The following is a 15,230-nucleotide window of genomic DNA, read 5'->3' on the forward strand; positions in this document are numbered from 1 at the left end:
TTTGTAAGACCGGGCACCATTTTGGCACCACAAATTATAGGAGGACGACATGAAAAACGTACTTTTAGACAAGGGTATTATACTCCCGTCCGGCGAAATCAGCAAGGATAAGGTAAACCTTGTAACCGGAGCAATCACGCAGCCATTCGCAGAAATGGTATGGGTAACGACAGGCGGCGACATGGAAACCGTAAACCGCTTGACCGACGTACTTGTTACCATGAACACCCCCGCCGACCGGGGGAAGCTGTTCAAAATCATAAAAATGCTCTATGGGCTTATGGGCTTGCCCTTTTCCGAGGAAGCCGAGCCTATGGACGCAGACCCCGCCGTTTTGGAATACTTCATTTTTTCCTTTACGGCAGACTTTGGCGAAGTCATACAAGACCTCATAGCCGAAGAAGCAGAATAACGCACCGCACAGGCGGCGTTTCTCACTTCCCACAAGGAAGAACAGGAACGCCGCTTTTTTCATGCCCTTTGTTACGCAGTAGGCATGAAAAAGCCCTTGATTTACGCGGCTTTGCGGACGCGGTTTTCAGCGGATAAGGGATTGATACCTAAACCCTCAAAATCGCGTTTCTATTGCGTAACAGGTATGCAGCAAAGGAGTGATGAAGCTATGGCAGTTTTCAGAGTGGAGCGCAACAAGGGCTATACGGTTATGAGCAACCACCACTTACGCAATAAGGAGCTATCCCTAAAGGCAAAAGGGCTGTTATCGCAAATGCTGTCCTTGCCAGAGGATTGGGACTACACCCTTGCGGGGCTGTCCTTTATCAACCGGGAGAAAATCGACGCTATCCGGGAAGCCGTTAAGGAACTGGAACGCGCCGGGTATATCGTGCGTTCAAGGGAACGCGACGAGAAAGGACGCTTGCGCGGCGCAGATTATGTGATTTTTGAGCAGCCGCAGACCCCGCCTGTATCGGATTTACCTACATTGGAAAATCCAACATTGGATAATCCAACGTTGGAAAAACCTACGCAGAAAAAACCTACGTTGGAAAATCCAACGCAATTAAATAAAGATATACAAAAGACTAACTTACCCAAAAAAGAAAAATCAAATATAGATTTATCAAGTACCGATTCCATTCCTATCCATTCCCTAAATCCCTTGCCTTACGACGGGGAAGCGGCAGAGCCGCCGGAACGGAAACGAAAGGAAGCGACAGACGCATACAGCGTTTATGAGGAAATCATCAAGGACAATATCGAGTACGACCATTTTGTACGCTACGGGCAGGTAGACAAAGACCGTCTGGACGAAATTGTTTCGATTATCCTTGAAACGGTATGCAGCAAGAGAAAGACAATCCGTATCGCCGGGGACGATTACCCGGCAGAGCTTGTCAAGGCAAAGTTTATGAAGCTCAACAGCAGTCACATTGAATTTGTCTTTGACTGCATGAAAGAGAATACCACCAAAATCCGCAACATCAAACAGTACCTTAAAGCGGTGCTGTTCAATGCGCCGAATACCATTGACGCAAGAGAAGATTTGTCATGGACGATAACGCGCACATTCGGTTCCCGTTTCACGCGCCCGATCAGCAGGACGCTCCTTGCTGCGGCGCGGAAGTCGATGGAGCCTAAACCCCGGTAGGCGCTCTGTCCTCCGGCGGCTTTGTTGAGGTGTCCGATTAGGATAACGGCGCACCCGGTACGCTCGGCAATCTCGGCAAGGCGGCGGAACATGGGGCGTATCTCGTTGGCCTTGTTCATGTCGGTTTTCTCGCCCACATACGCCTGTATGGGGTCAAGGATAATCAGCCGCGCCCCGGTCTGTCGGATAGCTCTCTCTATGCGCTCATCGGACAGGGAAAGCCCCTGCTTGCTCTCGTCAATGACAAGAATGCGGTCAAGGTCTGCTTCGGCTTCCATAAGGCGGGGCTTGATGGTGTCGCCCAAACCGTCCTCGGCAGTCTGGTAAATCACATTGAACGGCTCATGCACTGCCATGTGGGGGAACGGCTTGCGGTTGGTACAAGCGGCGGCAAGGCGTAGGGCAAAGGTGGTCTTGCCCTCGCCGGGGTTGCCCTGCACAATGGTTACTTTCCCAAAGGGGATATACGGCTCCCATAACCATTCGACGGTCTGCGTGTCCACCTCGCTCATGCGGATAATCTCAACGGTTTCTTCCTGCGGCGGCTCTTTCAAGCCGTAGACCGCTTCTCGCAAATACTTCCCGTCTGTGATTTCTGCCCGGTGCTGCAATACCTCGTTCCAATCCTTGAAAAGAGGGATAAGCCGGTGGACGGTGTAGCCCTCCGGCATGAGCTTCACAAGGCGGCTGCAAGCGTCGTTTCCGGCTTCGTCGCTGTCAAGGCAGAGATAAACGGTCTTGATGTTCGGACGGTCAGAGAGAAAGCGGAGCAGGGCTTTTTCTCCCACGCCGCCCAATGACAGGTAGCTTTGCTTCTGCCAATCCTTTTTGAACAGGCAGAGGAAAGAAAGCAGGTCAACGGGGGCTTCAAAGACAAACACTCTTTCGCCCTCGCCCCGGTAGCAGAAGTTAAAGGCTTTGTCGCTGCCTTTCACATCAAGGCGGAAGTTTCCCGCCGTTCCCTTGCTGTGGGCGTAGCGCGGTATTCCGTCCTCGTCCCGCCCCACAAATACGGCGTTGTGGTGGGCTGCGTCCTCGTAAATATCGCCGCTGGCAAAGAAAAAGCCCGTCACATCTTCATCAATGCGGCGGGCGGCTGTGAGGTAGTTCCTCGCTGTTCGGTTGTCGGGGCTGCGGGGCGGTAGCCGGAAGTCGGAGAGGGGCGCGGAGCTTGGTCTATCCGGCGGCGGTGCGGCTCCCTTTTCTCCTGTGAGAAGTTCAACGGCTTCGGTAAAACTCTTGCCAAAAAACTCCATGACAAAATCAATGGGGCCGCCGCCCTTGCTCTGGCTGTGGCGATACCACTTGTTGCCCCGGACGGTCAAGCTGTCGTGCCGTTTCCATCGGTATTCCTGTCCGGCGCGTTCCAGCGGTTCCCCCTGCGATTGCAGGAACAAAACAAGGTCGGCTTGGTTCGCCCGGTCTATCTGTTCTTGGGTGTAGTACAAAAAACTCACTCCTTTCATCGGTCTATGTCGTGCCGCTTTGTGCGGGTCTGTGTCTGCTCCGGCTGGTCGGCGCGGAGTGCAATATCCACGCATTTGCGGATTTTTTGAAGTTCGGAAACATCGGCGCGGGTATCTTTCAGTTTGGCATAATCGCTGTCCCTCTGTGTTTTGAGGTCGGCATATTCCTGTTCCCATTCCGCAATAGGCAAGGTCTTTGTTCCTTTCGGCAGATTTGCATGGAGATAGCGGCTTGCTGCGTTCCATAGGGTCAACTCGGCGCGGTGGGCTTCCTCGTACTTGTCGCGCTTGTTTGTCCAGCCGTTTTGCAGCTTTTTCAGCTCATCGTGAACGGGCTTGTACTCGGTGTAGTTCTTCCCGTATTCAATCAGCTTTTGCAGCTTCTTCATGCGTTCCTCGGCGGTTTTCATTCCTGCCCGGATAGTGTCGGCCTGTTCGCTGACAGAGGAAAGGGCTGCGTCCAGCTCATCAAGGGTAGAGATACCATGCTCGGTCAGATAGTTGACCGCTGCCGCTATGGTTTTCAGTTCATCGGCTGTGTGCTGTTGTTGCCAACGCTGCGAATACTTCCGGCTCTTTTCTCTCTGAACGCTCAAATACTTCATCAGCAGATTTGCAAGGCCGGGGGATTGTTGCGGCTGTTCCGGGGCGGTTTCCCACGCTTTGAACAGGTCGGCAATCCATTCTTTGAGCTTTCCAATCTGCGCTCGGATTTCCCGTATAAGGCGGTTTGCCTTTTGGATATTCCGGTTCAGTTCGCCTTTCTCGGTGGCAATACCTTTCTTCTCCATCTGGCAAGCCGCCACGCCCATGTGGACGGTGGGTATCTCGCCAATGCCGCGCTCGGCGTTGCTGCGGTGGTCGATACGCTCCGGGCTTCCGGCTCGTTCAAGGTAGGCGTTTGAAATATCCGCCCATGCCTTACGCCACAAGAGGGCGTTGCCCTTGTCGTTCCAGCCGGTCAGGTCAACTTTGTGCGTCTTGTATCTGCCGCTTGGCAAGCGGATACGCTCGCCGTTTTCATCAAGGTCATATTCCTTTTGGGACTTTGCCGCCCATGCGCCGCGCTCGTCAAGGGGGCGCATGGTAAGCATGATGTGACAATGGGGATTGCCCTTGCCGGTGTCGTGAATGGCATAATCAACGCACATTCCTCTGGAAACAAATTGAGAGGAACAGTATTCCCGGACAAGTCGGATTTGTTCCTCTCTGGATAACTCTATGGGGAGCGCCGCGTCAATCTCTCTGGCAAGCTGGGCGTTCCCGGCTTTCTCGTAAAGCTCCACGCTGTTCCACAAGGTTGAACGGTCAGAGAAAGAGGGCGGGGCGTGGGGTGGCAGCATAATTTCCGTATGGACAACACCGCCTTTGCGGGTGTAGTCGTGTGTCATTCCGTCCCACTCATTTGTCAGCTTTTCGCCGCTTCGGTAGGCGGCTGCGGCAACGGCTGATTTGCCCTTGCCCCGGCTGACAATGCTGATATTACAATGATAGATGGCTATGGGTATCACCTCCCGGATAAAATGAAAACCCGCAAAAATGGTACAGACGCCAAAGGCGGGTATACTGTTTTTGTGGGTGTGCAGGGATAGCCGCGTAAGCGGCGCAAGGGGTGCAGCCCCTTGTTGCGGCAAAGCCGCCAATGTCGGTCAGAGAGGGAAGCAAGCGGCTTTCTCTCTGTGCCGACAAGCCCTCGGCAGAGCGCACGCACCCGTAAGGGTGTATAAGTGCGCCCTTTGTACCAAAGGGATTATTCGCTTTTCCCGCCCTCGGTGCGTTTTTTCAGATAGCCCCGCGCTTCCTCGCTCGTCAGGGCAAGCCGGAGAAAGGCGGCGGCTTCTTCGTCGGTCATGGTCTTTGCTTCTGGCACAATGCTCTCAAAGACCGCACCCCGGACGATCAGCCGATGGCTGCGCGTCCTGCGTTCCTCTTGGGATAACTTTTGCCGCAACACCTTTTCCCGATTTTCAAGCTGCCGGATTTTCTTCTTCCCGTCCTCAATCTCGGCTTGCAATTCCTCGCGTTTTTTTCTCTCGGTTTCGTCATGGGTGGTCACTCCTTTCTACCTGTCGGCATAGAAAAAGGACAGTCGATTTCCTCGGCTGTCCTTTTGATTAGGGTGTTTGGTTTACTCCGTTCTGCTCAATAAATGGGAATATTAAATATCAATACGCCCTTTAATACATTCCTATTAAAACATCAGCTTCGATTGTCAAATGTGTGAGAGTACGCCAATCAACGCAATCTTTTTCAACGCAAAAGAGAAGCGGCGTCATTTCAATAAACGACATTCTTTGTTCTGATGACAACTGTACGGTGGCTGAAACCGTTTCTCTTGAAATGGTTTTAAGATATTTCTCAAAATATTCAACGACAGACTCATTTGAATAATCTGGATTTTTCAAGTGTGCTTGCACTTTAGTCCTGATTTCCCTCAAATGATTTTTCGTAGGAATTACTTTCACAACATATCCGTTAGGAGATAGCAATCGCTGAAATTCTTTGTAGTGTGCAGGCGAAAATATGTCTAAAATACAATCCATACTTCCGTCTTTCAAAGGGATTTTTGATAAGTCAGTAACAAACCACTTCACTGCTTTGCGCTTGTCTTTTTTTGATGCAATCTGTATTGCCTCCCTTGACAAGTCAAAGGCAAAGATGTTTCGTTCTGTTCTTTGCTGTATCTGCCTTGCATAGAAACCCTCGCCGCAACCAACATCTAAAATGTTTCTTATAGATGGCGTATCAGAAATAAACTGTATGATTTTCTCCAACACAACATCATACATGCCATACTCCAAAATTTGGTGCCGGTTGTCAAAAGACCGCTTGCTGTACTTGGTTTTGGGCGATGATTTTAACAACAAATTTACATACCCATATCTTGAAATATCAAAGCAATGTCCATGTCTACAAATTAGGCTATTGCCTTGTATATCCATTGATTTTGTGCAAATTGGGCATTGAAAATAAACCTTGCTGTCTGCAAAGCGTGATAAATTATTATTCATTTGTTTTTCCTCCGTAATTACATCTCTGCTTCAATAAGCGAGTTATGCAATATGGATAACCGCAACATAACTCGCGGTTTTATCTTAATCTCATAAATGTAACCATTGTGTTGTCCTCCAATCAATTCCGCAGTATTACTCTGCTTTTAGAAAAAGTATAGCACAAAACTATGAACATTTCAACTCTATTTCAGCCTGTCGGCGACGTTGCTCTCTCTGGCATACCGCCCGCCGTTCCTCGCTGTATGGGGCGGTCAGACGGAAAGAGAAGCGGCCTTTCTCAATGTCAAACTCCATGCAGCCCGTTTCCGGGTCTGCGTCAGTCTGCTGGCAGATCGCCGGATAACGGCGGCTGTATGCAAGCAGACGCTTTTTCAAGGCGGTGTTGTGGGTGCGGATATGGATAAGGGGGTCTTTCTCGTCAAACCAAATATCGGTGGTCTTTTCCTGCTTGGTAAGCCCTGTTCTCATGCAAACTCCTTTCTGTGCCCCTGTTACGCAATAGGGGCATTTTTCGGGTGTTTTCTCCGGCTCTTGACTTGGAGAAAACGGCGTTTTTGACGATAAAAACCGCCCGGACGTGGAATGTATCGTCGGGGCGGCTGTTATCGCAAGATTTCCGATTTTTCCGGCTCTTGACCGTCAGACGCAGATAAACACGAACTGTCGGCAAGTATCGTCTTGAGCAGCTTGTCGCGGAATGTTTCTGTGCTGCTGTGATTGAAAAATAACTCCGCAACAATAGTCTGCCCGTTTCTCTGCGTCGTGATAATACTGTCGGGGTTCCGGGGCGCGGTGGGCGTCCCGTTCTGTTCTGTCATAGGCGGCTCCTTTCTCCGGGCGCAAAAGAGGGACTTCCCGTAGCCGGAAAATCCCTCTTGGTTGTCGGTTATTCTGTTTTACTGTGCGGGCTGTGCGGCGGCGGTCTGCGCCTTTCTCCTTGCCCGGTATTCCCGCGCCTTGATACGGTCATACTCCCGCTGCTTTTCAAGGTTTCGCGCCCGGTACTCCCTTGAATACTGCCGGTGATAGGCGCGGCTCTTTTCCTTTTTGGCTTCTTCGATTTCCTCCCGCATTTGCCGGATTTCCTGCTCCGTTGGCTCTGTAAGCTGTGTCACTTCGTTCTCAAATTTGCCGATATAGTTGAAATATATCCCGATGTGCTGAATGGCTTGTTTTGCCCTTTTCTTGTCGCGCTCATGCACTTCAATCCGGCTGATAAACTCGTTGAGAATGGCGGGGGTCAGGTCGGTAAAGGCAGCGTAGCGTTCCGTCAGCTTCAAAAACTTCTGCGCCCGTCCGCCCGCGTTCTCAAAAGCGGATAGCTGCTCTTGCAGCTCGGCAAGCTCCGCTTTCAGCGCATAGTATTCTTCTGAATACTTCTGCGACATTTGCTCATAGCGGTCTTGCGGGATCGTGCCGAGGGCGTTGTCCTCATAGAGCTTGTTCAGCACCTTGTCAATCTGTTCAAGGCGCGTCGTGATTTGCGGGATACGCTTCTGCTGTTTCTTGGTCTTGTCGGTCTGCTGCATGGCAAGGTTCTTTTTCACTAAGGCTTCAAATTCCGCCCAGTTGCTGATAGAATAGTCCTCGATTTTCTTCAGCACTTCCGCGATGGTCTGCATGAGCAAATCCGCGTCAATGATGTGCGGGGAATTGCATTTGGGGTTTTTGGCTTTTCCCTTGTGGTACTCGCTGCAATAGGCAACATGACGCTTGCCGCCATTCCGATAATCTATGCGAATGTGCATTTTCGCACCGCAATCCTTACAGAAAAGCAAGCCCGACAAAGGGTGGATTTCCCCGTCCCCGTTGGGGCGTTTGACGGGCGCATTTTCCAAAATCCGCTGTACGGTTTCAAAGTCGGTGCGGTCAATAATCGGCTCATGCACATTTTCGGTTATCTGCCATTGGCTCCGGTCTACATAGTGGTTCCGCTTGTCGCGGAAGTGCTTTGTGGTCTTGAAGTTGACAACATCACCGCAATACTCCTGCCGTGTGAGGATATGGGTCAGGGTGGCTTTGTTCCACTTATAGCGGTTGGCCTCATTGAGCGCCCTGTTTTTACAGGTTCCCCGCCCGCGCTCTTTCATGTAGAATGTGGGCGTTGGGATTTGCGCCTGCGTGAGATATACGGCAATTTGGTTTCGGTTTTTTCCGTCCAGAAACAGGCGAAAAATCAAACGAACAACTCCGGCGGCTTCCTCGTCGATAATCCAAAAATCCTTGTTGTCCGGGGATTTGACATAGCCATAGGGGGCTTCGGTGGCAATCGGCTTTCCACTCATGCCCTTCGTCTTAATGCCGGTCTTTACTTTCTTGCTGATGTCCTTTGCGTACCACTCCGACATGATGTTGATAAAGGGCGCAAACTCCAATGTATCGGGCTTTTCGCTGTCTATCCCGTTGTTGACTGCGATAAAGCGCACATTGTTCCGTCTGAATATCTCCATCGCATTGCCGACTTGGAGATAGTCACGCCCCCAGCGTGTCAGGTCTTTCATAATGCAGACACCGATTTTCCCGTTCTCTACATCGTCCATCATGCGGGAGTAGGCAGAACGGTCAAAAAATCTGCCGCTTTCGTCATCGTCAATGTAGTGCCGGATATTGGTTAAGTGCTGCCCTCTGGCGTAGTTCTCCAAAAAGATTTTTTGGTTCTGTATCGAGTTACTCTCACCGCCGTCCCTGTCCTCGTCGCCCACGGAAAGGCGGGAGTAAAGGGCTGTAATTTTACTATAATCAGTCATGTGCATAACCTCCTGTGCGTCCATATAGGCTTCCTTTACACTTAAAATTATGCACTCCAACGTGCAGAACCGTATTCCATGCCTTTTCGGTACTTCTTCGCGTTCTTGCCTTTCATGTAAACGGCAAGCCGGATAATGACCGCCCCCGCAATGCCGATAAGCAGATCGGCGGGGTGCAGGCTCGGCGCGATACTGGAAAAGGCGGCGGCAAAGCCCGTCCCAAGCTGCAAGAGCTTTTCGCTTGCGTCTGCGCCGGGGGTAAGGCGTATTGCTGCGCCTATCTTGTCAAACAGATAGACAAAGAGCAGATAGGGCAGGTTGAGGATAAGCAGCTTTTTGACTTCCTGCTTCATAGCGATACCTCCCTGTCCTTGTTCTTTACCTTGTCCCGCTGCGCGTTCAAGCCCGCCGCCTTTTCTTTCAGAGAGGAAAGCAGCTTGCGGATAGAGGGCTTTTTCTCCTGTGTCAGCTTCTTTGCGGAAAACTCCTTAAAGGCTGCGGTCAGCACGTCAGCGTCGCGGCCTTTGAAAAACACAAGGTAGCGGGGCGGGTTTTCCGTCGTGTCCTTTTTCAGCGCAAAGTCGATACCGTACTTTTTCGCCGTACTCTCAAAGGCTTTGATATTGCCCTCGGTAATCTCAATGTTGGAAACTCCCGCGTTCTGCTTCATAAGCTGCTTTAAGGTCTGCTTGCCCTGCGGCGTTTTGTCTTTCTGCTTCTTCATCTGTGCAAGCAGCGTTTTCATAGCCTTTTGAAGTGTCTGCGCGGTCAGCTTCCCGGTCTTGATGTAAAGGGCTATGGTCTTTTCGTTGATTTCATCTTGCATTTACCGTCCTCCTTTCGCGGTAGTCTGATAGTGTTAGGGTGGTACGCCGCTGCGGTAGCCGCCCATAAGCTTTAGATACGGACGCGCAAGCCGTTCAAATCCTCGGCGCGGATACCCACAAGGTACCATTCCTGCGCCGCGCTCATTTCAATGCGGGTCGGCTTCCATTTGCCGCCTGTGAATACGTCGAAACACTCTCCGCAATGCAAGCCGCCGTAATAGTCGGCAATGTCAAAGCGAATGTCGTAGCGGTCGGTCTGTTCGTCAAAAATCAAAGCTCCTGTTTTCTGTGCCATGTGGTAATCCTCCTTTAGATTTTGCCTGTCGCCATGTCGTGAGCGACAAGGGCGGTATAGTAGTATTCGTCCGTTGTGAAAAGCTGCGCGAGTTCGCTTTCGCTCAAATCCGAAAAAGTAACTTCGCGTGCTGCGCGTTTCGCAAGAGTGCGGCGGTGGCTTTTCGCTTCGCCGACCAAAGTTTTCTTTGCTAATGCGTCGTACTGATGTTGTATTCTTTCCTTGTCGGAAGAAGATAGCTCCATAGAGTTCACCTCCTTCCCGCGTGGAGTAGAGGACGGGAGTTAAGGGCTTGTCCTCTCTGCCCCTTTCGCTCCGTACCCGTTCGGGAGATGGCTCTTGAGTGCGCTTTTCAGAAAAAAGTTGAAAAAAGCAAAATGCGCCCGTCCGCAAGACGCGGACGGGCGCAAAGGAAATGTAAGCAGTAGCTAAATGTATTGACAGTTCACATTCATAGCCGGAATATCCCGCTTGCGGAGCATAGCTTTTTTTGACCGCAAAGCATTAGGCGGGTTACAGTAAATAAAAATGGACACGGCGATACCTCCCCGATACCGCCGTATCCTTAAAAAAGGGCGACTTTAATACACTACCCGCAATCCATTCTATAATAGGGAACAGCGGCTTTTGCGCAATATTAAATAAAAAAGCCGATAACACATAGGTTTTTTGACCTAATGCGTTATCGGCTCTGCGTCTATGCGTCTGGCACTTTTAATCATTTTTTTTTGAATTTATTATATGTGTTAGCTAACTGTCCACAAGCCGCGTTAATCTCTCTGCCATGAGAAACTCTCATAGTAACTTCAAGTCCTGCTTGCTCTAATTGATGTTTGAATGCAACTATTTCCCGTTTCTGTGGTGCTTTAATTCTTGAATTGCTTGTTGGGTTGTATTGTAACACGTTAATCATAACTTTTTTGCCCCGAAACCATTTTGCAAGTTGTCTTACATCTGAGGGCCGGTCATTTATACCCGGTAAAAGCAAATACGCAAAGACAATTTTGCGATTATGCCTTTCAGAATAGGATAAGGCTTGCTTAACAACATCTTCAATAGCATATATGCGCATGTGAGGAATAATACGATTTCTTGCAGATTGTGTTGCTGCGTGTAAAGATATTGTCAACTGAATTTTAAGATGTTCCTCGCGCAATTTTTTTAATTGATCGACCGGACCAACTGTTGATATGGTAATGCCGTCGGTTGGAAAGTTGAGCCCATATCTATCTCGGAGAATATGGATTGCTTTTATCAAGTTGTCATAATTGAATAAAGGCTCTCCCATACCCATAAAAACGATACGGTTTACTTTTCGACGCAACAATATAATCTGTTGTACGATTTCTGACGATGTTAGATTACGAACAAAGCCATTTCGCCCGGACTCACAAAAAATACAACCAACAGGACAACCGACTTGTGTGCTCACGCAAACAGTTCCACCATCTCGCCGCTTGATAAAAACCGTTTCAATGTATTTGTTGTCTTTCAGTTCGTAAACATACTTTTCAGTATCACTGCTTTTGCAAATATTTTTTACCAACATTGATAGATTTTTTTTGCGTGGTAATTGCTTATATAATTCTTCATATAAGGCTTTTGCTTCATTCTCGCCAATAACTTCCGACATTTCTTTGTAAGTAAATCCGTATGGATCATTCCGTACTTCCGCAGGCGTATATTTAGGTAAACGTTTCATTTTTATATCCTTTCTTCTAAATAATAAAAGTTTGTTTTTCTGTATTTTTGATTACAATCTCTAATTTTTCTACATCAATGATATGCGTCAATTTGCATTTAGGGCAGAAAAGAGGAAAATCTTTTAATACAGTATTATGAAATACTTGAACTCTCGTCTTTCCGTTACAAATCGGACATTTTATCCAATATTTTTTAAGCATTATATTTCACTCGTCCTTTTTACACAAAAAAATGCAGGTCAATCCTCAACATGAGCATTGACCTGCATTTATAATGCACAGAGCAGTACAACAAAACTAAGGCATAGCTTGCACTATGTCAATACTATATCTATACGTCGTTAGTTTTTTGTATAGCATCCGCAAAATAAGCATGACAAAAAAGCCCATGTTGAAAATGGGAAAATCCTTTTTTTCAATGCTTATCCAGGCATTTTGTTTAGTAATAGAAAAAGGTGCAGTTGATTATTGCGTATTGTCAATCTCTCTCAAACCGGGTAGTAAAAATACGGCAAGCGCAACGATGATAATGCCAATTCCGCAAATGACAAACCATTTCTCAACTCCCAGCCGCTCCGCCAGAGGCCCGGAAATGACAAGGCCAAACGGCATGGCGAGGGAAGCGGCGCTTGTCAGTAGAGAAAAAACTCTCCCCAGATATTCTGGTTTGACCGTTTCTTGAAAAATCGCATTTTGCACACCGTAAAATGGAGCGGAAATTCCCATAACAGTACAGCACACAACAAAGACAAGAAATGCGTCTGGCGGCAAAAGCCCGGAGAGCATATTGCTAACGCCCATCAGGAGAACGGAAAGACCGATGGTGTACCGCCGTTTCTTAAAACCGCCCCAAATGCTCAGAATGACTCCGCCAAGCAGCATACCAACCGCAAAAGCAATTTCAGCGGCAGAGGCATGGGCCGGTGTTCCTTTGAAGTATGACATACAGATGAGAGGAAAAAGCGTACTGATTGGCATATAAAAGAACATATAAATTACACCAATCCAGAGCAGAGCAAAGAGGCCCCTGTTTTGCTTTAATACCACATACCCCTCTTTCATATCCTGTAAAAACTGTTGTCTTTTCGTTTCTGGACATAGTTCAGGCGTTGGTATGGACGAAATCGCAACAGTCACACAGGCAAGGATTGCACCCACAATATCTAACAATATAATTGCATTAAGAGGCCAAACAGCATATAAAAACGCTGCGGCAGCTGGACTGATAATCGCACTTACTGCTTGCATGGTCTGCGTGTAACCAGCGCATTTTGTAAGTTCCTCTTTTGGCACAATCATAGGTGTTGCTGCGCTGAATGCTGGAGAATGAAAAGCAGTTCCCGCACTTCGGATTAACAGGACAACCATAATAGACCATACGGGCAATTCCATGTAAAACGCCACCAGCGCCAGAATACCGCCAGCGGCGGCAATTATCAAATCCGCACCAATCATTACGCTTTTACGGCTGTGCCGGTCAACAAAAGCACCTGCAAACGGGCCTAAACAGGCTTGCGGCAAAAATCCAATCAGTGTTGCCGCCGTCAATATGATTGCAGAATTAGTTTTCGCAACCAAATAAAAGATAATGGCCATTTGCAAAATACCGCTGCTAATAAAGGATATTGCTTGTCCGGCAAGAAGTGTAAAATAAGTTTTTCTCCATGAATTGTTGTTTTGGGTCATAATGCGAACCTCCTTTTTTATTGCATTGTTCCTTTGTTTCTGCAATAAAAAGCAGGCGTTGTCCCACAGAGAGGGCAGACGCCTGCATAACAACAAAGCACGAAAAAACACCACGATACAGTTCAAAGACTGCTCGTGTCAAACCTACGTGTTCCTTTGCATACGCACGCAAAAAAAGCCCACCATCATGTGGAAAGGTACTTCTACTTTTTATTGCTTATTAGCGTACACAAATTAACACACGTAAGCCTCCTTCCAATCTCAAACTGTCGCACAGTATAACACACATCCGATAGACTTGTCAACCATTTTTAACCTTGTTTTCCATCTTGTTTTTCCATCTCTTACGGGCAGTAGCAAAGCCAGGCGAGCCAGTCAACGGTCAAGATGAACGGCGCTTTCAGCGCCGCCGTTGACAGTCTCGCCCGTCTTTGCTAATGGGTAATCAAGGCGGGAAAGCCATTTTAGGGCTTTCCCGCCCATTTCAATTTTGGGAGAAGAAAGGCCCCAAAATGAACGAGTGCGGCCAAACACTTTTAGGGATTGGCCACCTTGTCCACCCATCCAGCGGGGCGGCGGGGAACGGTCAAGGCCGGGCGTCAGCCCATTCATTTCAGCCTTGACGGTTTCCTGCCGTCCTGCTACTTTTCCCGGAGTGTGGCCACACATCTGGTCACGGTGTCCAGAGCTTTGGGACTTTTTGTCCCATAGGCCGGGGGCGGAGGACGAGGGACGGGGGCTTTCATAATACGCCCTGTCTGCTGCTGAAATCAGCCCTTTGTTTCCGGCTTACCAGCCCCAAACAAAGCCCTGCTTTCCTGCCGCGTCAAATGCCCTTGCCCTCCCCGGCGGCAACGGTATTTTCAGGGCAACGCCGACAGAGCGTATAACACACTACACTTTGCTCCGCAAAGTCGTGTGCCAAATGGGGCGCTGCCCCCTTTGGAAACCCCCGCAACAAACAGGTGCTATGCACCCAGCCGGGAGCATAGCGCCGTTTGTTGTCAGCAGCCCGTTTCACGGTCTGCGTGTAGTTCCTTGTAAACTGACCTAACCAGTGGAATAAATCCAGATGTAGAGATGAAGGATAGCGGAAGTGTATGGTTTGGAAATATTCCTATAAATTGGGAAATGAAAAGATTAAAGTATGTATTCCATATTCAGAAAGATATTGCAGGAGAAGAAGGACATACTGTTTTGTCAATTACACAAAGAGGAATAATTCCTAAAGATTTTTCTAACAATGAAGGACAGTTTGCAAATAGCTATGCAAATTATCAGTTAGTCCATAAAGGTGATTTCGCAATGAATCATATGGATTTGCTGACCGGTTGGGTAGATATTTCAAAGTACGAAGGAGTTACAAGTCCTGATTATAGGGTTTTTGTATTAAATGATAAGAATGGTATGTGTCCAAAGTATTATTTGTATATGATGCAAATGTGTTATAGTGCACGAATTTTTTATGGATTAGGACAAGGTGTAAGTGGTATGGGAAGATGGAGACTACAAGCAGATAAGTTTTTGAATTTTTATATTCCTATTCCACCATATGATGAGCAGAAGAAAATAGCTGATTACATAACTGATAAGGTAAATCATATTGAAGTTGAGATTGATAAAAGAAATAAACTTATTAAGAAATATCAAGAATACAAAAAATCCCTCATTTACGAAGTTGTCACAGGCAAAAAGGAGGTGTAGCTCATGTCTGATTTTGATGTAAAAGAGAAACGATTTGAGGAAGATATCGAAGACTATCTGACTCATCATGGTCCTATGTCAAGATTTAGTACAAGTTAAAATGAGGTTTTCCTCATCTTAACTTGCCATCAGCAATTCGTCTTTCTAGATTCTACGATACAGTTCTTCATAATCATTTG

At 48.1% G+C, this 15,230-nt stretch carries 15 protein-coding genes and 2 pseudogenes; 3 read left to right on the top strand and 14 right to left on the bottom strand.

Annotated elements, in window-relative coordinates; all coding sequences use genetic code 11:
• The first annotated feature begins 49 nt into the window (after positions 1 to 49).
• Positions 50 to 412: a hypothetical protein gene (locus ACTNEW_RS10435; protein ID WP_002584990.1), complete on the top strand. Its 363-nt coding sequence runs from the start codon at positions 50 to 52 to the stop codon at positions 410 to 412.
• A gap of 210 nt (positions 413 to 622) precedes the next feature.
• Complete coding sequence (locus ACTNEW_RS10440; RefSeq protein WP_441060580.1) at positions 623 to 1,609, top strand: DUF6017 domain-containing protein; 987 nt, start codon at positions 623 to 625, stop codon at positions 1,607 to 1,609.
• Here the strand turns inward: ACTNEW_RS10440 and ACTNEW_RS10445 are convergent.
• The 14 genes and pseudogenes from ACTNEW_RS10445 to ACTNEW_RS10510 form a co-directional block, all read right to left on the bottom strand.
• Positions 1,492 to 3,057 (bottom strand): annotated as a pseudogene (locus tag ACTNEW_RS10445) (AAA family ATPase); the annotation flags it as partial. The gene ACTNEW_RS10440 and the pseudogene ACTNEW_RS10445 overlap by 118 nt on opposite strands.
• A gap of 14 nt (positions 3,058 to 3,071) precedes the next feature.
• Positions 3,072 to 4,586, bottom strand: coding sequence for a MobQ family relaxase (gene mobQ / locus ACTNEW_RS10450; protein ID WP_131743550.1), 1,515 nt, complete (start codon positions 4,584 to 4,586; stop codon positions 3,072 to 3,074).
• A 239-nt stretch (positions 4,587 to 4,825) separates the two neighbouring features.
• On the bottom strand, positions 4,826 to 5,131 hold the full coding sequence (locus tag ACTNEW_RS10455) for a DUF3847 domain-containing protein (RefSeq protein ID WP_002584968.1): 306 nt from the start codon (positions 5,129 to 5,131) through the stop codon (positions 4,826 to 4,828).
• A gap of 121 nt (positions 5,132 to 5,252) precedes the next feature.
• Positions 5,253 to 6,086 carry a methyltransferase domain-containing protein gene (locus tag ACTNEW_RS10460; RefSeq protein ID WP_441060583.1) on the bottom strand — a complete coding sequence of 278 codons (834 nt, stop codon included), beginning with the start codon at positions 6,084 to 6,086 and terminating at the stop codon, positions 5,253 to 5,255.
• A 168-nt stretch (positions 6,087 to 6,254) separates the two neighbouring features.
• Positions 6,255 to 6,557 (bottom strand): hypothetical protein, encoded by a 303-nt coding sequence (locus ACTNEW_RS10465; protein ID WP_002584970.1) that lies wholly within the window; start codon positions 6,555 to 6,557, stop codon positions 6,255 to 6,257.
• Positions 6,558 to 6,691: 134 nt separating this feature from the next.
• Positions 6,692 to 6,907 (bottom strand): transposon-encoded TnpW family protein, encoded by a 216-nt coding sequence (locus tag ACTNEW_RS10470; RefSeq protein WP_002584971.1) that lies wholly within the window; start codon positions 6,905 to 6,907, stop codon positions 6,692 to 6,694.
• Between the two features lie 78 nt (positions 6,908 to 6,985).
• Complete coding sequence (locus tag ACTNEW_RS10475) at positions 6,986 to 8,836, bottom strand: recombinase family protein (protein WP_015572847.1); 1,851 nt, start codon at positions 8,834 to 8,836, stop codon at positions 6,986 to 6,988.
• Positions 8,837 to 8,892: 56 nt separating this feature from the next.
• A pseudogene (locus ACTNEW_RS10480) lies at positions 8,893 to 9,189 on the bottom strand (VirD4-like conjugal transfer protein, CD1115 family); the annotation flags it as partial.
• Entirely contained in the window at positions 9,186 to 9,662 is a 477-nt protein-coding gene (locus tag ACTNEW_RS10485; RefSeq protein WP_058351589.1) for a PcfB family protein, read from the bottom strand. The pseudogene ACTNEW_RS10480 and the gene ACTNEW_RS10485, both read right to left, overlap by 4 nt.
• 71 nt (positions 9,663 to 9,733) lie before the next feature.
• Positions 9,734 to 9,958, bottom strand: a complete 225-nt coding sequence (locus ACTNEW_RS10490; protein WP_002584988.1) for a DUF5348 domain-containing protein — start codon at positions 9,956 to 9,958, stop codon at positions 9,734 to 9,736.
• Between the two features lie 14 nt (positions 9,959 to 9,972).
• On the bottom strand, positions 9,973 to 10,203 hold the full coding sequence (locus tag ACTNEW_RS10495) for a hypothetical protein (RefSeq protein WP_441060586.1): 231 nt from the start codon (positions 10,201 to 10,203) through the stop codon (positions 9,973 to 9,975).
• Positions 10,204 to 10,676: 473 nt separating this feature from the next.
• Entirely contained in the window at positions 10,677 to 11,660 is a 984-nt protein-coding gene (gene rlmN, locus ACTNEW_RS10500) for a 23S rRNA (adenine(2503)-C(2))-methyltransferase RlmN (protein ID WP_002584956.1), read from the bottom strand.
• Between the two features lie 16 nt (positions 11,661 to 11,676).
• Positions 11,677 to 11,862, bottom strand: a complete 186-nt coding sequence (locus ACTNEW_RS10505) for a cysteine-rich KTR domain-containing protein (protein ID WP_003431289.1) — start codon at positions 11,860 to 11,862, stop codon at positions 11,677 to 11,679.
• 264 nt (positions 11,863 to 12,126) lie between these two features.
• Positions 12,127 to 13,347, bottom strand: a complete 1,221-nt coding sequence (locus tag ACTNEW_RS10510; RefSeq protein WP_002584949.1) for an MFS transporter — start codon at positions 13,345 to 13,347, stop codon at positions 12,127 to 12,129.
• A gap of 1,080 nt (positions 13,348 to 14,427) precedes the next feature.
• Between ACTNEW_RS10510 and ACTNEW_RS10515 the strand changes: the two genes are divergently transcribed.
• Positions 14,428 to 15,051: a restriction endonuclease subunit S gene (locus tag ACTNEW_RS10515; RefSeq protein ID WP_268804095.1), complete on the top strand. Its 624-nt coding sequence runs from the start codon at positions 14,428 to 14,430 to the stop codon at positions 15,049 to 15,051.
• Positions 15,052 to 15,230: the final 179 nt, after the last annotated feature.

Origin of the sequence: Blautia sp. HCP3S3_G3, assembly GCF_052063365.1 — a bacterium.
GTDB lineage: Bacteria > Bacillota > Clostridia > Lachnospirales > Lachnospiraceae > Blautia_A.